Genomic DNA, 22,006 nt, shown 5'->3' on the forward strand with positions numbered 1-22,006 from the left:
CACCGGTGCTGGTGCCGGTCGTCTATCTCTCGGCCGCTGATAAGGCGAAAGTCAATGCAGGCGGCGCCGTCATTGCCGGCAACAGCGTCAGCATCGATGCCGGCTCCGTCAACAATTCCGGTGCGATTGCCGCAGCGGATGGCATGACCATCAATGCGACCGAGATCAAGGCCAATGGCGGCACTTTCCTCGCCGGCGGCAACATGAACCTCAATGCCACCAATGGCATTACGCTTGCCGCCCAGACGATGACCATCGGCGGCCAGAATGTCGTCAACACCAATGCCGGCGTGTCGGCTGGCGGCAATCTGCAGATCGCCGCGGGCGGTACGCTGAGCTCGCAGGGCACCAAGATCGCCGCAGGCGGCAATGCCCAGCTTTCCGGCACCAATGTCAACCTTGCTGCTGTCAAGGTTGATAATGGTAGCCAGCAGAATGCGACGGGCGCCCGTGTCACCGCTGGCGGCAATCTTACCATCGTCGGCAATAATGACGTCAACATCATCGGTTCCTCCGCCAAGGCCGGTGCTGATCTCAAGGTCAAGGCCACGGATGGCGCGGTCAACATCGTCTCGACCGATCTCTCCCGCAAGACGGACGATGGCTACACCAAGACGACCAGTACCGATCAGCAGGCTTCGCAGCTCTCGGCCGGCGGCAACCTCGCGATCACCGCAAGCGGTGACGCTGGGGTCAATGCCAATACCGGTGTCCTGATCTCTGGTTCCGATCTGATGGCCAAGGGTAATGTCGGCCTGACCTCGAACGGCGACATCAATGTCACCACGTCTCAGAGCCAGTCGAACTCGACGTTCGGCAAAAATTCCTCGTCCGAGCTGACGCATAATGGCTCGACGATTACGGCGGGCGGCGATCTCGTCGCCAAGTCGAACAATGGCATCAACGTCATCGGTTCGACGATGGATGCCGACGGAAAGCTTGGCTTGCAGGCCGGTAAGAACGTCACCATCGCTGAAGCGACCGACAGTGCAACCCTCGATGTCAAGAGTTCCAGCAAGAAGAGCGGTTTCTTCGGTTCGACGAAGGAGAATGCCTCCGGTCATCTCGAGACCACGACGGCGGCTGGCTCGTCACTCTCCGGCAAGGACGGCGTGACGATCATTTCCGGCGGCGACACCACGGTCTCCGCCTCGAAGGTGACGGCTGGCGACGATACGCATGTCGCTGATCTCAATGTCCAGACCGGCGGCAATCTGATCGTCACTGCCGGTAAGGACACCGAGACCGAGCATGACGCTGCCCGCCGCAAGGGTTTCCTGCGCAGCGGCAGCTCGAGCTATGACGGCTATAACGAGACGACCATCGGGTCACAGCTTTCAGCCTCGGGCGATGTCAATCTGGATGCCGGCAAGGCGGCGGTGATTGTTGGCTCGAAGGTCAATGCCGATGGCTCGCTGAACGTCTCCGGCGAAAGCGTCTCGATCATCGGCGCGCAGGAAAACCACCAGTCCGACAGCAAGCGCAAGGATTCCGGCCTCTTCGTCGGCTCCGGCGGCGGCTTCATCTCGCTCTACGGAAAGAACGAAAAGCAGGGCCAGCAATCTTCCACGGATAACATCGGCTCTACATTGTCGGCCGGTCAGGACGTCAATCTGACGGCAAGGACGACCGATCTCAATATCATGGGCTCGTCGGTTAGCGCCGACCGCGACATCAACCTGTCGGCGGCCCGAGACGTCAATGTGACCCCGGGCGCCGAAAGCTCGTCACAGTCCGAGCAGCAGAAGAAGTCCGGCTTCGGCTTAGCGCTTTCCGCCGGCAATGGCGGCTTCTCGATCGGGATTGGCGCGCAGTCGACCAAGGACAGCAAGGCGCAGCAGTCCGATACCAATGCGGTATCGACATTGGCGGCGGGCCGCGATCTCAACATCTCGGCAGGCAACAACGTCAACCTGCAGGCGACCAGCGCTTCGGCCGAACGCGACGTCAATCTCTTCGCCGGCAAGGACATCAATCTGCTCTCGGCCAACGACGTCACCAATTACGAGGAGGTGCATGAGAAGACCTTTGCCGGTGTGACCATCTCGGTGACGAGCCAGGTCGGCAAGGCGGCTCAAAGCATCATGAACTCGGCCGAGCGTCTTTCCGACAGCGGCGGCGTCAATGCGGTGACCAACACGGCCATTGCCGGCCTCGGTTTCTACGAGGGCTACAAGGGGCTGAAGGGCGCCTATGAGGGGCTTACCAGCACGGATCCGAAGATTGGAACCGGTCTATCCTTCAGCATCGGCATCAATGCCGGCGTCAGCCATCAGGAAAACAGCTGGTCCTCGTCGTCCTCGACCCCGGTCGTGACGGATATTCGTGCGGGGCGCTCCATCACCATGGAGGCCGAGAAAGGCTCCATCACCAGTGATGGTGCGCAGATCCTGGCAGGCTACGACAAGAACGGCATCCCCACGGTTTCCGGCGACCCGCTGACCGGCGACATCTTTCTGTCGGCGGCGAATGGCGACATCAACCTCAACGCCGCCACCGGCACGTCGGATTCGACCAGCTCGAACAAATCCTGGAGCGTGGGCGTCGGCGTCAACTTTGGTTGCACCAGCAAGGGCGGCTGCCAGGAGACCGGCGTGGGGGTCAACGCCTCCTACGGCAAGGGTGGTTCGGAAACCTCCGGCACCAGCCACACGAACACGCATGTGAACGGCACCGGCGATGTCACCATCGTCACCAACGATCTCGCGCTGAAGGGGGCGACGGTCGCCGGCAATTCGGTTGCGATCGACGTCAAGAACCTGACGATCGAAAGCCAGCTGGATACGCAGAAGGCCAAGGCCGATCAGTTCAATGTCTCCGGCCAGATCGGCTTTGGTAACACCGGCGTCTCCGGCACCGTGCAGAAGGCCATGGGCGATGCGGTGCTCGTCTCCGAACAATCGGGCATCCATGCAGGCACCGGCGGCCTCGACATCGATGTCAAAGGTCAGACGTCGCTTGTCGGTGGCCTGATTACCAGCCAGGCGACGGCGGACAAGAACTCCTTCTCCACCGGCACCCTGACGGTTGCCGATATCGATACGCATTCGACCTGGAGGGCCGAAACCTATGGCGGCGGGATCGGCACCAGCGGGCTCACCATCGCTCCGCCCGTCAAGGCCGGCGAGAAGGAGACCGGCAAGGCCTATTCGGCCATCGGCGGCAATATCGGCATCACGATCACCGATCCCGCGCACCAGGTGCAGGACATCGGCACGATCCGCCGCGATACCGACAACACCAATACCTCGCTGCCGGGACTGCCCGACCTGCAGAACATCCTGCGCCAGCAGTATAAGACGCAGGCGGATTTACAGGCGGCGCAAGCGACAATGGCGGGGCTGGTGGGCGATATTGCCAGTGAGTTCTACCGCCAGGCTGCGGAGGGCCGCGACCAGGCTGGAATGGACTACTGGAAAGAAGGCGGAGCCGGCCGCGTGCTGTTGCACACGATCGGCGCCGGCATTCTCGGCGGCGTCAATGGTTGGGAGGGTGCGCTCAAGGGAGCTGCAGGCGCAGCGACCTCTGCGCTGCTGACACCAGCCATTGCCGATCTGGTCAAGGGCATGCTGAAGGACAGCACCTTGTCCGATCAGGACAAGCGGACGCTTGCAGCAGCTATCGGTTCTAGCCTTAGTGGTCTCGCGGGAGCAATCGGTGGTGGTGAAGGTGCCTCCTATGGGGCTGCAAGCTACAAGAACAACTATTTGACCCATGATCAAATGGACAAAGCCACTAAGTTGGCGCAGGAGCTTGCAGATTGTCAGGCGCTGTTCAGCGGCTGTAGCGATCAAGATAAGCAAGCACTGAAGAATCAGATCAGCGACCTTGTTAAATTATCCCAGGAACAAACTGCAGCGTTGATCAAAGAATGCAGTGGCGGTGTCGCATCCGACGCATGCAAGCGTATGCTCAATGATCTGCGAGACTTCGAGGCAGCCAAGAGGGCAATCGTCAGTCAAGCGCTGAACTATCCCGGAGGAGGACTGGATGCTCTTGTCAATGATACAAGCCCAAGTAGTCCATTCTACTATGATGTCGGCTATGGCGACACCAGCGTCGATGGTCTCTTGGCCAAGAATTATGCCGGTGTGCTCAACGGCACAGTCACTCCGGAGCAAGCGCGAATAAACACGCTTCAGGACGTGCTGCAGCAGAATAAGGATGCGGGCACGATTAAGTTGATGATCGATGGCCTCGGTCTCGCGGGCGGCGTCACAGGCGGACTTGCGGGTGGTGGAAGTGTGCTGGCTAGGGTTGGCGCAGTCCTTATTGTCACCTCCGCTGGCAGCCATGTGGTTGGTGACACGGAGCAGGCAGTGACCGGCATGGTCAGCGATCCCGGTCTGGTTCAGTTGCTGAACGCGGGGGGCATGTCAGCCGAGGATGCGCTGACGGTTCAGAATCTCATCGATGTCGGTGCTGTCTTCGTTGGCGTCGCCGGCGCTGGCAAGGAAATATATAGCCTAGCCAAGCCAGCAAGTTCGCTCACCAGTGCGGAGCGTAGCCTCATCAATCGCAATGTTCTGACGCTTGACGAAGCGGCAGCCCAACCTCGGGTCATCTTCACCTCGGACGGGCGGCAGATCACCTTGCCGTCAGGCTATAAGCCTTTGTCTAACTTGTCGGCCGCTGGCGATGTCGGTGGACTGCCTGAAGGGTTTGTTCGTGTCACGGACAACAAGGGGAATATCGTCATTGCCGGACCGAATGGCGCAATCTACAATGATCTTGCTGCTGTACAGCGGGCGTCTGTCACCCAAGGAAACGCGTTTAGCCAAACAGACCTTGATGCGTTGGCTGCAAATGGTGTGAAATTCACGCGCGAAAATGTAGTTGCTACAGGCAGAGCTCCTAACGGGCAGATCGTCTTTCTGGAGACGGGCACCTCGAATGCTGGTTTACAGCACATAATAGAAGCTCATGCCACGGACTTCGCCAATATTGGAGTTTCGCGATCGCAGATCCCCAGCGTGGTAATGCAGGCAGTTACTGAAGGAAATATCGTTGGCTATCAAGGCAGCGGTACGGGGCGACCAATTTATCAAACAACAATCAATGGACAGCCTCAACGAATAGCGGTGACCGTTGGTAACAATGGTTTTATTGTGGGTGCCAACCCCGCAGGGAGCGGTAAATGAGAACCATTAAGGTTATGGCCGACTATCAATGCTTTCCTCTCTGGGAAGCCTCTCCTGGAGCTGTGGGAAACATCGATCCCAAAGATTTGCCTATCTCTTTTTCACTTCGGCAAAGGCTAATGGCATGGGCTAAGACGTTTGATGCAACGCTTAATATTGATGATCCCTTGAGTTCAGGCTTCGGAAGTGAACGGGAGCGCATCGAGTTCCGCGAAGAGGGGGCAACTTTAGCTCAACAGCTTCAGGAAGAATTAGGGGCGCGTTATATCGTTATTGCCAAGCTTTAGTGTTACACATAAGAATATAACGGCGTATTATTCATATGAGGGGCGAATAATGAAGATAGAATTTCATTTCTATTCAAATGAACTGCTGCGCATAATGCTAAGCATTGGCTGACAGTATTAGAATCTGTTCGAATTGTTGAGATTTCGGCTTCCGCAGCTACATGTTTTCACTTTCCTCTAGGATTTCAGAATGAACGCAAAATTCTTCGCTGCGGTCGGATTCGGCCTGCTGGCCGTTCTCTTGGCCGGTTGCGCCGGGACTCCAGACCCAGCCAAGGTCGCTGCCCAGCAACATGAAGGGTCGGCCCAGATTTTGGCAAATAAGAACAAGAAGGGCTCGCTCCTTCTTGTTCGAATGGTGGATTCGCCGCTGTTGGGTGATGTGGATTGCAGCGGTTACATCACTCTGCGCAGGGTCAATGCAGGAAAGCCAGACGAGACGGAGCCGCCTGTATCTATCGGTTCCGCGGTTGCGTATCGCTTGCAAAACCCAAACAAACTGGTGCTCGGCCAGTTGTTCTCCGCGACTGCGCAAAAATATGCACGATGGTTCGTGCCCGTCGCCCCTGGTCGCTATGTCATAACCTACGCAAATTGCAGCTATGGAAATGTCACCATCGAGGCGGGAGGTGACCAGGATGGACTTTTCGGCAGAACATTCAGCTATGTCCGCCCGTTTGGGGGTGATGGTGCCATCACGATTGGCGAGGGGAAGATTGTTGACGCCGGATATATCCGGCTTGAAGGAACGCGCAGCGACCCACGTGTGGTGGGGTCGGAAGCCACGCCTGCCGAACGTGACCTTATGAAGAGCGCCATGCCGGAAGTCTATCCTTCGATAAGTTTCACGAAATTCGGTCCGTGAGGGTAGCAGTCAATCTGGCGATTGCCAGCGGCCACCCTTTTTGGCGGCCGCGGCGGTCGAAGGGTTGGAAGAGAGATTATTTTCCTTGCCGGGAGCAGTCTCTCGAAACAGCGGCCTTACTGCTCACTCGCAGAGCCGATCTGCCTCCAAAGCACGCGACGGGCGGTCACCGGTTCGGCGGCATTTCGTCAGATCCGCCTGCCGTGCAAAATCACGAGAGAGCCGCATGTGGGGGGAGAGCACCGATGCGCTTTTCGTGCGCTGCCGAAAGGATGGCAACCCCGCAGGCCAAGGCAAGTGCGATGGCACCCAGCACCGGCAGGCTGCGATAACCAAATCCACCCTCGAGCAGAGCGGCACCGATGCTTGCTGCGATCGCGATGCCGATGTTGAACCCCGATGGGATGAGCGATGAGGCGAGGCTCGGCGCATCGGCCGTCCACATTAGAATGCGGGCCTGAACCGGAGCACCGATCGCGAAATTAAGCGCACCCCAAATGAAGATCGTCACGGTCATCAGCAAGGGATAGGGGCTGACGAGGTAAAGGACGACCAATATCGCGGCCTGAATGGCGAGCATGACGATCAGCGACGGCATCAGCTTCCAGTCCGAGAGCCGACCGCCCAACAAGACGCCCAATGTCGCGCCGACGCCATTGAGCAGGAGTACCCATGGAATCAGCATGGCATCGAGGCCGGTCACCTCCCGCAAAAGAGGCGTTATGTAGGTGAACGGCACCATTTGCCCGATCATGAGGGCGAGCATGATGATAAGGGACGTCCAGACCTGCTGGCGGCCAAGAACGCGCACTTCGCGGCTCAAATGGCCGGATGGCTGGAGTTCGGCTTTCGTTGATGGGATCAAGGCCCAGATCGCGGCCAATGCGAGCACGCCGACCGAAGTCATGGCCCAAAAAGTCGTCCGCCATCCCCAAAGCCCGCCGATCGCTGCACCGACGGGGACGCCGATAATGTTCGAAACCGTCAGGCCTGCAAGGATGACCGCCACGGCACGTCCTCGGAACGCCTGCGGGACAAGGCCGACGGCAACCACCATGGCGATCCCGAAATAGGCGCCATGCGCGACGGCGGTCGCAACGCGGAAAAGGAGCATGGTGGCGAAGTCAGGTGCGAGCGCGCAGGCGATCTGCCCCAGGCAGAAGGCGATTGTAAGGGCGATCAGAATGGTCCGACGCGAGACCTGCCGGGTTGCCATGGTCAGGAGTGGGCCGCCGATTGCAATACCCAATGCGTAGCCGGAAACCAGAGAGCCGGCAAACGGGATCGAGACATCCAGCCCTTGAGCCACATCCGGGAGAATGCCTGCGATGACGAACTCGGTCGTGCCGAATGCAAACGCAGCCAGAAACAAAGCGAAGAGGGGTAAGGGCAAATCCAGCTCCCATATAAAGGCATAAGGATTTCTTTAAATCACCGCCGAGAGCACATCAAGTGTGAGATATCGTCGGCGAGGGCGGGTGCAAGGGAACGAGGCGCTTGAACCGGTTGCATTCATTCCGCAAAATACGTTTTCCCGAGCAGTTTTCGGCCGCCGACATCCGCCATCTCAGGGTTCGATCCTTGACAAACCGACAATGTTTGTAAAGGCTTGTCGCCATGAGTGAGGTGGCTGATTGGTTATCTTATACAAGTCCGATCAGTCGGAAAAACGCTGCCGAAGCAGTGTTTGAGGATATTCGTTCGGCAATTACATCGGGACGGTTGGCGGTCGGGACACGGCTGCCCGCCGAGGCGCAGCTTGCCGCCCGCTATGGCGTCAGCCGTCCCATCGTCCGCGAAGCGCTCCGCTCGCTGCAGACGCTCGGCCTTACCCAGACCCGCACCGGCAGCGGCACCTATGTCCTGACATCTACGCCCGGCCCGGAGCTGCGCTACGGCGGCTATTCCGCGCGCGATCTGATCGAGGCGCGCCCCTTCATCGAGGTTCCGGCCGCCGGCTGGGCGGCGCTGCGGCGCACAGGGCAGCAGCTGGCACGGCTGCTTGAACTTTGTAATGAGATGGACCGGGAAGAAGAGCCCCTGAAGTGGGTCAATCTGGATTCGGAATTCCACTCGATGGTGGCCGAATCCTCCGGAAATGCAGTCTTTTCCAAGATCGTTTCCGACGCCCGCGATGCGCTGATGCGGCAATCGGAGCTCGTCAACATGATGGCGCAGCGCCGCGTGGCCTCGAATGTCGAGCACCGCCGCATCGTCGAGGCGATTGCGGCGGGATCGGAAGAGGGGGCTATCGCTGCGATGGAGGCCCATCTCGGTCAGGTCAAGCGCGTGGTGACCACGATCATCGGCGAGGATCAGCCGCACCGTTGACGGCGGCCGGCAGATTGGCGAGCCGCTCCGGCCGCAGCGCCTCGAAGAGCTCTTCTGCGGTCAGATATCCATGATCCAGCACGATTTCCGGCACGGTGCGTCCTGTCGCCAGGGCCTCGCGGGCAACCTTGGTCGCTGCCTGATAGCCGATCAGCGGGTTCAGCGCGGTGGCAAGGCCGATCGATTCCTGCAGGCGTTGTGCCATGAGAGCCGGATTGGCGGTAATGCCGTCGACACAGCGCTCGGCAAGGATATGGCAGGCGGCGGTCAGATGCATGATGCTCTCCGACAGCGCACGTACCATAATCGGTTCGAAGGCATTGAGCTGCAGTTGGCCTGCTTCCGCCGCCATAGTGACAGTGATGTCGTTGCCGATAACGGAGAAGGCCACCTGGTTGACCATTTCCGGGATTACCGGATTGACCTTGCCGGGCATGATACTGGAACCGGCTTGCATGGCCGGTAGCGTGATCTCGCCGATGCCGGCACGCGGCCCGGAGGACAGCAGGCGCAGGTCGTTGCAGGTCTTCGACAGCTTGACCGCAACGCGCTTCAGTACGCCGGAGAGATGGACGAAGGCGCCGGGATCCTGTGTCGCCTCGATGAGGTCGCTGGCAGTCACGAGCGGGCGGCCCGTCAGCCGGGCGAGATGAGTGCAGGCAAGGGTTGCGTAGCCGGCGGGCGCATTGAGGCCGGTGCCGATGGCCGTGGCGCCGAGATTGACCTCATGCAGGAGGGTTGCCGATTCGAGCAGGCGGGCTCTGTCTTCACCGAGCATGACGGCGAAGGTCCTGAACTCCTGTCCGAGCGTCATAGGCACGGCGTCCTGCAGCTGCGTGCGGCCGACCTTCAAAATGCTGTCGAATTCCTTGGCCTTGCGCTCGAAGGCATCCTGCAACGCTTCCATTGCCGCAGCCAGACCATCGATGGCTTCGATGACAGCGACGTTGACGGCGGTCGGATAGGCATCGTTGGTGGACTGGCTGAGATTGACGTGATCGTTCGGATGAAGATGGCCATAGTCGCCCTTGGCATGGCCGAGCAGTTCGAGCGCGCGATTGGCGATGACTTCGTTGGCGTTCATGTTGGTCGAGGTGCCGGCACCTCCCTGGATGACATCGACGACGAATTGGTCGTGAAGCTCGCCTGCACGGATTTCGCGGCAAGCGCGCACGATGGCATCGAGCCTCTCCTTGCTGAGCAGGCCAAGCTCGTGATTGGCAAGGGCCGCCGCTTCCTTGACGAAGGCAAGGCCGCGGATGAGGTGCGTGTAGCGCCCGATCGGCGTGCCCGTGACCTGGAAGTTCTCGACCGCTCTTGCAGTGTGCACCCCCCAATAGACATCCGCCGGAATATCCTTTTCGCCCAGCAGGTCATATTCGCTTCGCGTCTTGACCACATTATCCTCCTATGGTCGAAATCAAGCTATATCTGTCAAGCTGTATGACAGATTTGAAACTTGTTATCGATTGTGCCGAACCGCGTCAATAAGCCTGGTGCCGGGTTGACCTTAGGCAATTTCTATGTCTAAGAGGAAAAATCTGTCATACAGCATTACAGCATGACCGGCGATCATCAGTTTCGATCGACGGCTTGAGTGAAGCGAAAGGGCATCCTGTCGGGTGCAAACGAGCACCCCGGACCCGTCCACGGACAAACGGCTCAAGGGAGGAGCAATGTCAGTCGAAACCATCCAGAATGTGCCGACGGATCGTCAGCCGCCAGCCAATGAAGATCTTGGCTACCACAAGGCCTTGAAGCCGCGCCAGATCCAGATGATCGCCATTGGCGGCGCGATCGGCACCGGTCTCTTCCTTGGTGCCGGTGGGCGGCTTGCCGCAGCCGGTCCGGCGCTGATCTTCGTCTATGCGCTCTGCGGCTTCTTTGCCTTTCTGGTGCTACGCGCACTCGGCGAATTGATCATGCACCGTCCGAGTTCCGGCTCCTTCGTTTCCTATGCCCGCGAGTTCTACGGCGAGAAGATGGCCTTCGCCGTCGGCTGGATGTACTGGCTGAACTGGGCGATGACCTCGGTTGCCGATGTGACGGCCGTCGCTCTCTACATGAATTTCTTCAAGCATTATGTTCCATGGCTTGCCGGCATCGATCAGTGGGTCTTCGCGCTGATTGCCCTGATGGTCGTGCTGGTCATGAACCTGCTGTCGGTGAAGGTCTTCGGCGAGCTCGAATTCTGGTTCAGCCTGGTCAAGGTTCTGGCACTGGCCAGCTTCCTCGTCATCGGCATCTATTTCGTCGTCTCGGGCACGCCGATTGCCGGCCATACGGCTGGTTTCAGCATCATCAGCGACAGCGGCGGCTTCTTTCCGAATGGCATCCTGCCCGCCTTCGTCATTATTCAGGGCGTGGTCTTTGCCTATGCGTCGATCGAACTCATCGGCACGACGGCCGGCGAGACCGAAGATCCGCGCAAGGTCATGCCGGGCGCGATCCGCACGGTGGTTGCGCGCCTGCTGATCTTCTATGTCGGCTCGGTGCTGCTTCTGTCGCTGCTGCTGCCCTATACGGCCTATAAGGCTGGCGAGAGCCCCTTCGTCACCTTCTTCGGGACGATCGGCATCCAGGGCGCCGATGTCATCATGAACCTCGTCGTGCTGACGGCCGTGCTGTCCTCGCTCAATGCCGGCCTTTATTCCACCGGCCGCATCCTGCATTCGATGGCGGTTTCGGGCTCGGCGCCGGCCGCGCTTGCCAAGATGAACAAGGCCGGCGTGCCCTATGGCGGCATAGCGGTGACGGCAGTGGTGACCGTCATCGGCGTGGCGCTGAACGCCGTCGTGCCGTCGGCCGCCTTCGAGATTGCGCTCAATCTCTCGGCGCTCGGCATCATCTCCGCCTGGGGCGTCATCGTGCTGTGCCAATTGAAACTCTGGAAGCTGTCGAAGCGCGGCGAGATGGCCCGCCCGGATTTCCGCATGTTCGGCGCGCCCTATACCGGTATCCTGACGCTCGTCTTCCTCTTTGCTGTGCTGGTGCTGATGGCGCTCGACTATCCTGTCGGCACCTGGACGATCGCCTCGCTCGTCCTGATTGCACCGGCCCTGGTCGTCGGCTGGTATCTGCTGCGCGACCGCATCCATAGGCTGGCGGTCGAGCGAGGCCGGTCGTGACGGCAGGAAGGATCAATCCGCTGGTGGCCGTGGTTGCCACCGGCGGTACCATCGCAAGCGAGCGTGCCGACAACGGCGCCAGCTCGCCATCTTTGACGGGGGAAAGCCTGCTGGCACTTTTGCCTGACATGCCCGTCGATCTCAGGCCCATCGAGCTGATGGCGAAGGATTCGGCGAGCCTGACGCTTGCCGACATGCAGGAGATCAGCGACAAGGTCGGCGAATTGCTTGCGGATGATGTCATCAACGGCATCGTCGTTCTGCATGGTACGGACGCGATGGAAGAGACGGCGCTGCTCGTCCATCTGCAGCACGGCCTGAATAAGCCGGTCGTGTTCACGGGTGCGCAATTTACGGCGGATCATCCGAACGCCGATGGCCCTGCGAACCTTGCCGCTGCCGTTGCCGCCGCTACCGATCCGGTCAGTGCCGGACGCGGTGTGCTCGTCTGTTTCGGCGGCCGCCTGCTGCCGGCTTGGGGGCTTTATAAATATTCGTCGGATGTCGCCGACGCTTTCCGGCAATCGCGGCCACGCGAAAATCCACCAAGCATGCGCCTTGCGGCAGCGCTCGACAGTGTGCGCGTCGATGTGGTGGCAATCTATCCCGGGTGTGATTCCGTGCATGTGGATGCGAGTCTCCGGGCCGGCGCACACGGCATCGTTCTTGCGGCACTCGGCTCGGGTAATGCCAATCCGCGTCTGGTTGAAGCCGTCAGGCGTTGTGCCGATGTCGGGGTGCCCGTCGTGGTCTCCAGCAGGGTGCCTGATGGGTTGCTGGTCTCAAGCTATGGCGGCGGCGGCGGCGGGCACGATCTCGCCGAGGCCGGTGCTGTTCATTCCCCGACGTTGCGGCCGGGGCAGGCGAGAATTCTGCTGGCGGCCCTCGTTGCCTCCCGCGCCAGGGCCGAGCTTATCAGGCAGGCTTTTGCCGACTTTGCAGACGACGCGACGCTCTGATCGCCAGCCATGAGAACGGGCCGACTGGCGGATGACAGCGGCCCGAAGTCTGGCTGGAAGTATGATCGTCAGGCCTGGTGCGCGGCATTGGCGACGACGACGGGGATCAATAGATCGCCCCAGTTGCCGTTGCCGCCATGGTGGCGGGCCGAGCGGACGAGCTCGACGGAAACACCGGCCTCGACCGCATTCATGACGGCCTGATTGAGGCGATGCAGCTCGTTCGCCAACATGCGGATGACTGCCTGCTGATCTGCATTCATGGTGAGAGATTGTTCCTCGGCTCTCTCGCGAACACGTGCTATCGATGCCATGTCATTCTCCTTCTATGATCTTGATATCACTCTGCTGCCGGCTTGAACTGGGCGTGCTCGGTCGATCCGTGCATGGCCGTGGTGGATGACTGTCCGCCGGTGATCGCCAGCGAAACGGCATCGAAATAGCCTGTGCCCACTTCGCGCTGATGCTTGGTGGCGGTGTAGCCATTGGCTTCCGCGGCGAACTCCGCCTGCTGCAGTTCGGAATAGGCGGCCATCTGGCGAGCCTTGTAGCCGCGGGCGAGCTCGAACATGCCGAAATTCAGCTGGTGGAAGCCGGCAAGCGTGATGAACTGAAACTTGTAGCCCATCGCACCCAGCTCGCGCTGGAATTTGGCGATCGTCGCGTCGTCCAGGTTCTTCTTCCAGTTGAAGGATGGCGAGCAATTATAGGCGAGCAGCTTGCCGGGATGGACCCGATGCACGCCCTCGGCAAATTTACGCGCCTGCTCGAGATCCGGCTTTGACGTCTCGCACCAGATCAGATCGCAATGCGGTGCATAGGCGACGGCGCGGGCGATGCAGGGCGCGATGCCGTTCTTGACCTGATAGAAGCCTTCGACCGTGCGGCCGGCGTCGTAATCGACGAAGGGCCGGTCGCGTTCGTCGATATCGGATGTCAGAAGCTTGGCGGCCTCGGCATCGGTGCGAGCGACGACGAGGGTCGGCACACCCATGACGTCGGCGGCAAGCCGTGCCGCGTTGAGATTGCGGATATGGGCCGCCGTCGGAATAAGAACCTTGCCGCCGAGATGGCCGCATTTCTTCTCCGATGCCAGCTGGTCCTCGAAGTGGACGCCTGCGGCACCCGCCTCGATATAGGCTTTCATGATCTCGAAGGCGTTCAGCGGACCTCCGAAGCCCGCTTCGGCATCGGCAACGATCGGTGCGAACCAGGTGTCGACGGAAAGCCCTTTGCCTTCGGCCGTCTCGATCTGGTCGGCCCTTTGCAGCGTGCGGTTGATGCGTTTCGCCAGCTCCGGACCGGCATTGGCGGGATAAAGCGACTGATCCGGATACATGGCAGACGCCGTATTGGCGTCGGCTGCGACCTGCCATCCGGAGAGATAGATCGCCTTCAGGCCGGCGCGAACCATCTGCATGGCCTGATTGCCCGAGAGCGCGCCGAGCGCATTGACGAAATCTTCCTCGTGAATGAGCTGCCACAGACGGTTCGCGCCCATTTCGGCGAGTGAATGGCGGATGGTGATCGATCCACGCAGCCGCTCTACATCAGCGGCCTGATAGGGGCGTTCGATGCCATCGAAACGCTCGGCAGGTGCGCTTGGAACCAGTTTGTAAAAATCTGTCATGCTATTCTCCCGATACCTTCTCTCGATCCTCCGATCGATCTCGATTGCATGACTATTTTTACAATAGTGGTGCTCGCAGAGCTAGGAAAACCAGAAAATCTCAGTAGTTAAAAAGGTTATGATGTGCTATCGTTGACATCGCTTGCCAGTAAAATTGTAAATCATGTAAAATTCCACTGAAGGAAGGTTTGTAAAGGGTTTGACATATGGTTGAACGCAAGATCTTCGCTGGCCCCAGGGTTCGTCGCGTCCGAATGGGCCTCGGCCTGACACAGACGACGATGGCGCAGGCTCTCGATATCTCGCCGTCCTACCTCAATCTCATCGAGCGCAATCAGCGGCCGCTGACCGTGCAGCTGCTGTTGAAGCTCTCGGCGGTCTACAAGGTCGATCTCGACGAATTGCAGGGCGGAGAGGCCGGCAGTGCAGGGCAGCTGCGCGAAGTCTTTGCCGACCCGCTGCTTGCGGGTGAAATTCCGGGCGACCAGGAGCTGATCGAGCTCGCCGAAGCCGCGCCGAATGCGGCAAACGGCATGATCCGGCTTTATCGCGCCTATCGCGAGCAGGCCGCAAGGCTGTCCGATCTTGCCGAGCTTCTGTCCCGCGAGGGACGGGTTGCCGATGTCGCCGGTCCGCGCCTGCCGCTGGATGAGGTTCACGACCGTCTGCAAGCGCGGCCGAATTTTTTCGCCCGCATCGAAGATGCCGCAGAGACATTCCATGAGCGCCTCTCGTCCGGTGACGATGTGGCAGGCGGATTGAAGGCGTGGTTGAAGAGCGAACATGGCATTGCCGTGCGCCTGCTGCCGGTGCATGCCATGCCCGGTCTGCGCCGACGCTACGACCGGCATTCCATGCGGCTTTTCCTGTCCGAGCGATTGTCGCCCTTCGATCAGCTTCGCGAGATTGCGACCGAGGTCTCGCTGTTGGTCATGCGCGAGGAGATTGCCGCCGAACTGGAGGCGCTTGCGCTCTCGACGCCGGAAGCCAAGCGTATTGGCCGCTTCGAGCTGGCGCGCTACGCCTCCCACGCCCTGCTGATGCCCTACGGCGCCTATCTTTCGGCAGCGCAGCGTCTGCATTATGATATCGATGGCCTTGGTGCTCGCTTCGGTGTGTCCTACGAGCAGGCCGCGACGCGGCTCACCAGCCTGCAGCGCCCGGCGGCATCGGCTATCCCGTTTTTCCTGATGGAGGTCGATAGTGCCGGCCATCGCCTGCGCAAGGCCGGCGCCCAAGGCTTTCCGCAGGCGCGCTTCGGCGGTGGCTGTCCCAAGCTCAATGTCCATGCCGCCTTTGGCCAGCCCGGGCAGATATTGGTGGACGACACGCAGATGCCGGATGGCGGCGGATTTCTCACCATATCGCGGACGGTCGAGGGGCCGCGGGCCGACTTCGGAGAAAGGACGCGCCGCACCGCGCTCCTCATCGGCTGCGATATCGCCCATCGCGACGAGGTGATCTACGGCAAGGCGCTTGGCTCGATGCCCGTCGCGATCGGTCCGGCCTGTCGTCTGTGCGAACGTCAGGGCTGTCTGGCGAGAGCAGAGCCGCCGGTGACGCGCCCGCTCGGTCTTGACGAAATGGCGACGGGTCTGAGTGTATTCGACTTCCAGTAAACGCATTGAATTTGCCGTTGCGCACAGGGAACGGCAAATTAGATATATTCAAATCTATCGTTTATATGGATAATTGTTGCGCCGATATCCCGATAAATAGGATCTCATTCCTCGCGCGCTGCGCGTGCCCTCTCTACGTTCCGCGCAGATAAGGAGTCCCAGATCCATGAATTTTGCCAAGCGAACATCTGCCGCCATTTTTGCCGCTGCGCTTTCCTGCGGCGCGCTGTTCACCACGATTGCACATGCCGATGCGACGCTCGATCGCATCAAGGGTCGTGGCGCGTTGACCGTCGGCGTCATCCTCTCCGGCGCGCCTTTCGGCTATATCGATCCGGCAAGCCAGGAACAGAAGGGCTATAACATCGACATTGCCAAGGCGCTTGCCGAAAAGCTCGGCGTCAAGCTGGAAACGGTGACCGTGACGCCGCCGAACCGTGTGCAGTTCCTGCAGCAGGGTAAGGTCGATATTCTGATCGCCAACATGCAGTACACGGAAGAGCGCGCCAAGATCCTCGATTATGTGCCGACGCCCTATGACCGCAGCGGCGGCGCTGCCGTCGGCCGCAAGGATAGCGGCCTCAACGACTGGAGCGACCTCAAGGGTAAGTCTGTCTGCGTTTCTCAAGGGTCGAACTATACGCAGCCGCTGATGGAGCAATATGGCGCAGAAGTGAAGGGGCTGCCGAGCCAGCCGGAATCGCTGCTGGCGCTGCAGGGCGGCAATTGCGTTGCGGCCGTCCATGTCGGGGCGACGGTCGGCCTGCTGCTTCAGGATCGGCCGGAGGAATGGAAGGACTACAAGATCCTGTTTCCGACCGAACTCGTTCCCTCGGATTCGGTGATCTGGCTGCGCAAGGGCGAAAGCGATACGCGCGCCGCACTCGACAAGGCCATCCAGGAACTGCATGCCAACGGCAAGCTTCTGGACTATGCCAAGGCAAACCGCCTGCTCAACACGACCTATCTTGAGGAAGAGCATAAGAAGTTCGAGGGCAAGTGACCTGACCGGTCGCTTGAGGAGCGGTTTGCATGGGAAGTTCGCTTCTTCAGACCTTCATAGACTGGACCGGCAGGCTCGGGCTTCACTATGAATTCCTGGCCAGCGGTTATGAGGCGCAGATCTGGCGTGGTGGTTTCATCACCACGCTTTATCTCATCGTGCTCCTCATTCCGGTCAGCCTGTTGTTCGGCCTGCTGTTTGCGGCCATGTTGACCTCGGGGAACAAGGCTCTGGCCGCGCCGGTCAGAGCTTTCATTGAAGTGACCCGCAATACGCCGACACTCGTGCAGCTGATGTTCAGCTTCCTCGTGTTGAACACACTCGTCTCCAATGGGCTGGGTGGCGCGCAGAACAATCCTTTGACACCGTTCTTCTGGGTGGTTGCCGTGGTCGGCCTGCATGTTGCAGCACTGCATGCCGATGCGCTTCGCGCCGGTATCGAGGCCGTGCCGGAACAGACGGTGGAAGCGGCGCGTGCCATCGGCTTCACGCGCCTACAGATCCTTCGCTTCGTGGCGATACCGCTCGCTTTCCGGGCGTCGCTGCCGGCGATCGTCAACAACATGATCAATCTGGTCAAGCTGACCACCGTCGGCAATGCGATTGCCGTGAGCGAAATCACCTATGCCTCGATCATGGTCTGGACGCAGCGCGACAATGTCGTCGAACTGATGATCGTCATTCTGCTGTTCTTCAGCGCCATCAATCTTGCCCTCGCCAAGATCGGGCATTGGATCGAAAAGCGCCTCGCCGTGCCTGGCTTCGGAGTGGGCGCATGAGTGTGGCAAAGCTGTCATCGGCGCCTTCGAGCAACTGGCTGCCCTGGCTGGTTGGAGCGCTCGTTGCGATCGCCGTTATCTGGCTGCTGGCGGATCTGTCGCTGCTGCATGTGCTCATCGAATGGCTGCCCTATCTCGGTAGCGGCTTCCTGATGAACATCCTCATCAGCCTGCTTGCGATGGCTGGAGGGACGCTGATCGGTGTCTTGCTTGGCATTCTGGAGCTGGCGCCGCTGAAGATCGTACGCTATCCAGTCGGCCTTTATGTCCAGATCTTCCGCAATGCGCCCCATCTGGTGCTGATCTTTGCAACGACCTATATCTTTCCTTTCGAGATCGTGGTCTTCGGCCATTACCTGCCGTTTCCCGATTGGGTGAAAGCCGTGATCGGGCTTGCCATTCCTGCCAGCGCCTATGTCGCCGAGATCACGCGTGGTGCCATCCAGTCGATCCCGACCACGCAGTGGGAGGCGGCCAAGGGCCTCGGCTTCTCCCGGTCTCAGGCGTTGCGCTGGATCATCCTGCCGCAATGCGCGCGGCGTTCGCTGCCGCCCTGGATGAACCTCTTTGCCTCGATCACCATGGGAACGGCGCTTGCCTCCCTGGTCGGCGTGCATGAGCTGCTGCATGCGGCGACCGACGCCAGCACGGCCGTCCGCCGCCTGGATTTCACCGTCCTTGCCTATATCGTCGTCATGGCGGCGTTCTTTGCGCTTTGCTATCCCATTTCCAGCCTGACGCGGCGCCTTGAACGCCGCCTGAAAGCCTAGAGGAGCCGGCATGAGCCACGCTCAGACCAATCCGATCGTCGAACTGGCCGATGTGCATCTCGCCTATGGACCGACCGAGGTCCTGAAGGGGATTGACCTAACAGTCGCCCGCGGACAGACGGTTTCGATCATCGGTCCGTCCGGATCCGGCAAGTCGACAATCCTGCGCTGCATCAACGCGCTGGTCGCGCCGCAGACGGGCCGCATCGCGGTCAATGGCGTGCGCGTCGACCAGATGCGCAGCGAGGCCGAACGCATCAAGCTCAGGCAGAAGATCGGCATCGTCTTCCAGCAATATAATCTCTTTCCGCACCTGACCGTGCTCGACAATATCACGATCGCCCCGACACGAATCCTCGGCGTCAACAAGGCCGATGCCGAACGCCACGCCCGGGATCTCCTGGCACAGGTACGCCTGTCCGAGAAGGCGAACGTCTATCCCGGACAGCTTTCCGGTGGCCAGCAGCAGCGCGTGGCCATTGCCCGGGCGCTTGCGATGCGGCCGGATCTCGTCCTTTTCGACGAAGTGACCTCGGCGCTGGATCCGGAGACCGTCGGCGAGGTGCTTGCCGTCATTCGCGATCTCGTCAAGGAAGGTATGACGAGCATTCTGGTCACGCATGAGATGCGCTTTGCCGAAGAGATCAGCGATGTCGTGGTCTTCACCGAAAACGGCCGCATCGTTGACCAGGGGCCGCCCGAAGCTATCTTCCAGACATCGACAAATGCGCGCATCCGCCGTTTCGTCAACGGCCTTGCCGGTGCGCGGGCTTCGCTCGAGGATGGTGAGGGAATTTGACGATGGAAAAGGCCTTCCCGCTCACGACAGGCTTTGCCGAAGCCATCGCATCGGCCGATCCGCTGCGAGATGAGGCGGCCGTTGCCGCAGCCCGCACGGCGATCGTCGATTGGCTGGCCTGCGCCTTCGGTGGTGCTGCCGGCCGCACGACACGCATCCTGCTGGAACAGCTGCCGGCAGGCCCGGGGAACGCCGTCATCATCGGGCACGGGCGGCGCACCGATGCGCTGACCGCGGCCCTGGTCAATGCCCATGCTGGCCATGTGCTCGACTATGACGACGTGCATGCGAGTGTACGCGGGCACCCGACGACGGTCATCGTTCCCGCTCTGCTGGCGCTGGCATCGGAGACACCGATATCGGCGAACCGTCTGATTGCCGGCTACATCGTCGGGCTGGAAGCCATGGCACGCTTCGGTCTCTCGCTCGGCATGCGCCACTACGAGAACGGCTTTCACGCAACGGCAACGCTCGGCACGATCGGTGTTGCCGCAGCCGTCGCCCATGTGCTTGGCTATTCGGTTGCCGAGACCGCCACGGCACTGGGGCTGGCTGCCACGCATTCGAGCGGTTTGCGCCTGCAGTTCGGCCATGATGCCAAGCCTTATCATGCCGGCATGGCAGCGCGCTCAGGCCTGCTGTCGGCCAAGCTCGCCAAGGCAGGCTTCGGTGGCGCCAGGGATTTTCTCGACAATCCGATCGGCTTCTATTCGGCCTTCGCCTTTGGCGAGGGGCGGCCGCGGGCAGCCATCGAGGGGTGGGGCGCGCCTTGGCAGATCGTGACGCCCGGCCTGACACTCAAGGCTTTTCCGTGCTGCACGGCGAGCCATCCGGTGGCGATGATCGGTCTTCAGCTTCATGAAGAGGGATTGAACGCAGAGCAGGTCGAGTCCGTCATCATCACCTTCCCGCCGGGAGGCGATGCGGCGCTCGTCGTGACCGATCCGACGACCGGTATCGATGCGCGCTTCAGCGCCGAATATGTGTTCGCAACCGCCCTGGTCGACGGTGCTCTGAAGATCGGCCATTTCGGCGAGACGCCGGTGAGGGAGGATCTGATGGCGATCGGCCGGCGCGTTCGCCGCCGTCATGACGAGACGGCGCCACGCCTTTCGAACGATCCGAAAACGCGTTTCGTCATTGCCGAGGTAACGCTCAAGGACGGAAGCCATCTGACGCGCGAGTTCAAGGGCTTGCCCGGCCTCAGCGATCCCACGGAAAAATTCCGCGACGCGACCGGCAACCATCCGGCCGTGTCGGCCGTTCCCGATCTGGTGAGAACCATGCGCGGCGAGGACGACCTTCATCGTCTCGTCCAGCTTCTATCCAACAGTTTGAACTGATCCAGTTTCCAAGAAACGCAAGGCATGCACCCATGAGCAAGACCCGCAAGATCCATCTCGGCCTTTTCCTGCAAGGTGCCGGCCATCACGTCTCCGGCTGGCGTCATCCTGAGGCGGAAGCCGGCAGCGAGAATTTCGACTTGCTGCGCCGTGTCGCCCGGATCGCCGAGGCTGCGAAGTTCGACATGCTGTTCCTGGCGGACGGCCTGACGAGCGGTGTCGATGCGCATCCCTCGATGATTGCCCGTTTCGAGCCGCTGACGTTGCTTGCCTCGCTCGCAATGGTGACCGAGAAGATCGGCCTTGCCGCGACGGCATCGACCACCTATGGCGAGCCCTATCATCTCGCCCGGGCCTTTGCCTCGATCGATCATCTGAGCCATGGCCGCGCGGCCTGGAACATCGTCACCACCTCCTATGCCCGTACGGCCGCCAACTTCTCCAAAAGCCATCCGGAGCATGACGAGCGCTATGCCGTGGCGGAGGAGTTCGTCGATGTGGTGCGCGGCCTGTGGGACAGCTGGGCCGACGATGCCTTCCCCAAGGATAAGGAGAGCGGCGTCTATGCCGATCCCGCAAAGGTGCGCGTGCTCGACCACAACGGCAAATATTATTCGGTCAAGGGCCCCCTTAATATCCCGCGCTCACCGCAGGGACACCCCGTGCTCATCCAGGCCGGCTCATCCGGGCCGGGCCAGGATCTTGCCGCCCGCACCGCCGATATCGTCTTTACTGCGCAGCAGAGCCTCGACGAGGCGCAAGCCTTTTACAGGAGCCTGAAGGGCAAGATCGCCGGCTTCGGGCGCAGCCCCGACGATGTCGCCGTCATGCCTGGCTTCCTACCCGTCATCGGCAGAACGGCTGCCGAGGCGCGCGAAAAGCTGGATGTCTTGAACCGCTGGACCGACATCAAGAGCGCCATGCCGCTTCTGGAAGAGCGTCTCGGCCATAGCCTCGCAGGGTATGATCTTGATGGCGCGCTGCCCGATCTGCCGATTTCCGACCAGCTGCGCAGCCGCGCCGAGCTGCTGACCGAACTCGCCCGTCGCGAAAAACTGACGATCCGTGAGCTCGCCCTGCGCGTCGCTGCCGGCCGCGGCCATCACATCGTGCTCGGAACGGCCGAGGAAATCGCCGATCGCATGCAGCAATGGTTTGAAAACGGCGCCGCAGACGGTTTCAACGTCATGCCGCCCTTCTTCCCCGGCGGCCTTGAGGATTTTGCCAACGATGTCGTGCCGATCCTGCAGGAGAGAGGTCTCTTCCGTCGGGATTACGAGGGCACGACGCTGCGCGATCATTTGGGCATAGCGCGGCCGGCCTGGGCTTGACGAAGGCCGAGGCCATCAGTC

At 60.6% G+C, this 22,006-nt stretch carries 17 protein-coding genes; 13 read left to right on the plus strand and 4 right to left on the minus strand.

The window, feature by feature from the left end; all coding sequences use genetic code 11:
• The 3 genes from PH552_RS32920 to PH552_RS32930 form a co-directional block, all read left to right on the plus strand.
• Window positions 1–5,141: hemagglutinin repeat-containing protein (locus PH552_RS32920; protein WP_285166655.1), on the plus strand; the 5,141-nt coding region annotated here is incomplete at its 5' end.
• The gene (locus tag PH552_RS32925; protein WP_183765577.1) at window positions 5,138–5,428 is read left to right on the plus strand and encodes a hypothetical protein; all 291 of its coding nucleotides are present in this window, start codon (window positions 5,138–5,140) and stop codon (window positions 5,426–5,428) included. The genes PH552_RS32920 and PH552_RS32925, both read left to right, overlap by 4 nt.
• Window positions 5,429–5,618: 190 nt before the next feature.
• Window positions 5,619–6,293 (plus strand): hypothetical protein, encoded by a 675-nt coding sequence (locus PH552_RS32930; RefSeq protein ID WP_183765579.1) that lies wholly within the window; start codon window positions 5,619–5,621, stop codon window positions 6,291–6,293.
• Between the two features lie 211 nt (window positions 6,294–6,504).
• On the opposite strand, the gene PH552_RS32935 is transcribed toward PH552_RS32930, so the two are convergent.
• A complete protein-coding gene (locus tag PH552_RS32935; protein ID WP_183765581.1) occupies window positions 6,505–7,686 on the minus strand; it encodes an MFS transporter in 1,182 nt (393 codons plus the stop codon).
• A 224-nt stretch (window positions 7,687–7,910) separates the two neighbouring features.
• On the opposite strand from PH552_RS32935, the gene PH552_RS32940 reads away from it, so the two are divergent.
• On the plus strand, window positions 7,911–8,624 hold the full coding sequence (locus PH552_RS32940; protein WP_183765583.1) for a FadR/GntR family transcriptional regulator: 714 nt from the start codon (window positions 7,911–7,913) through the stop codon (window positions 8,622–8,624).
• Here PH552_RS32940 and aspA read toward each other — a convergent pair.
• The gene (gene aspA / locus PH552_RS32945; RefSeq protein ID WP_183765586.1) at window positions 8,596–10,023 is read right to left on the minus strand and encodes an aspartate ammonia-lyase; all 1,428 of its coding nucleotides are present in this window, start codon (window positions 10,021–10,023) and stop codon (window positions 8,596–8,598) included. The two genes, PH552_RS32940 and aspA, sit on opposite strands and share 29 nt — an antisense overlap.
• A gap of 277 nt (window positions 10,024–10,300) precedes the next feature.
• Here aspA and PH552_RS32950 point away from each other — a divergent pair, with 277 nt between their 5' ends.
• A complete protein-coding gene (locus PH552_RS32950) occupies window positions 10,301–11,752 on the plus strand; it encodes an amino acid permease (RefSeq protein ID WP_183765589.1) in 1,452 nt (483 codons plus the stop codon).
• Window positions 11,749–12,711 carry an asparaginase gene (locus PH552_RS32955; RefSeq protein ID WP_183765592.1) on the plus strand — a complete coding sequence of 321 codons (963 nt, stop codon included), beginning with the start codon at window positions 11,749–11,751 and terminating at the stop codon, window positions 12,709–12,711. Before PH552_RS32950 ends, PH552_RS32955 begins: the two co-directional genes overlap by 4 nt.
• Window positions 12,712–12,779: 68 nt before the next feature.
• Here PH552_RS32955 and PH552_RS32960 read toward each other — a convergent pair whose 3' ends face one another.
• Both PH552_RS32960 and aceA read right to left on the minus strand, forming a co-directional pair.
• Window positions 12,780–13,025, minus strand: a complete 246-nt coding sequence (locus PH552_RS32960) for an SMc00767 family acetate metabolism repressor (RefSeq protein ID WP_112345161.1) — start codon at window positions 13,023–13,025, stop codon at window positions 12,780–12,782.
• 26 nt (window positions 13,026–13,051) lie between these two features.
• Window positions 13,052–14,341, minus strand: coding sequence for an isocitrate lyase (aceA, locus tag PH552_RS32965; RefSeq protein WP_183765595.1), 1,290 nt, complete (start codon window positions 14,339–14,341; stop codon window positions 13,052–13,054).
• 206 nt (window positions 14,342–14,547) lie between these two features.
• On the opposite strand from aceA, the gene PH552_RS32970 reads away from it, so the two are divergent.
• From PH552_RS32970 to PH552_RS33000, 7 genes are all read left to right on the plus strand, one after another.
• A complete protein-coding gene (locus PH552_RS32970) occupies window positions 14,548–15,960 on the plus strand; it encodes a helix-turn-helix domain-containing protein (protein ID WP_183765598.1) in 1,413 nt (470 codons plus the stop codon).
• 166 nt (window positions 15,961–16,126) lie between these two features.
• Entirely contained in the window at window positions 16,127–16,963 is an 837-nt protein-coding gene (locus tag PH552_RS32975; RefSeq protein WP_183765601.1) for a transporter substrate-binding domain-containing protein, read from the plus strand.
• Window positions 16,964–16,992: 29 nt separating this feature from the next.
• Complete coding sequence (locus tag PH552_RS32980; RefSeq protein ID WP_112345157.1) at window positions 16,993–17,742, plus strand: amino acid ABC transporter permease; 750 nt, start codon at window positions 16,993–16,995, stop codon at window positions 17,740–17,742.
• Window positions 17,739–18,512 carry an amino acid ABC transporter permease gene (locus tag PH552_RS32985; protein ID WP_183765604.1) on the plus strand — a complete coding sequence of 258 codons (774 nt, stop codon included), beginning with the start codon at window positions 17,739–17,741 and terminating at the stop codon, window positions 18,510–18,512. Before PH552_RS32980 ends, PH552_RS32985 begins: the two co-directional genes overlap by 4 nt.
• 10 nt (window positions 18,513–18,522) lie before the next feature.
• Window positions 18,523–19,311 carry an amino acid ABC transporter ATP-binding protein gene (locus PH552_RS32990; RefSeq protein WP_183765607.1) on the plus strand — a complete coding sequence of 263 codons (789 nt, stop codon included), beginning with the start codon at window positions 18,523–18,525 and terminating at the stop codon, window positions 19,309–19,311.
• Window positions 19,312–19,313: 2 nt separating this feature from the next.
• Window positions 19,314–20,654, plus strand: coding sequence for an MmgE/PrpD family protein (locus PH552_RS32995; protein ID WP_183765610.1), 1,341 nt, complete (start codon window positions 19,314–19,316; stop codon window positions 20,652–20,654).
• Between the two features lie 32 nt (window positions 20,655–20,686).
• Window positions 20,687–21,985, plus strand: coding sequence for an LLM class flavin-dependent oxidoreductase (locus PH552_RS33000; protein WP_112345153.1), 1,299 nt, complete (start codon window positions 20,687–20,689; stop codon window positions 21,983–21,985).
• Window positions 21,986–22,006: the final 21 nt, after the last annotated feature.

This window comes from Rhizobium aureum (assembly GCF_030182495.1).
Classification (GTDB): domain Bacteria; phylum Pseudomonadota; class Alphaproteobacteria; order Rhizobiales; family Rhizobiaceae; genus Rhizobium; species Rhizobium tropici_C.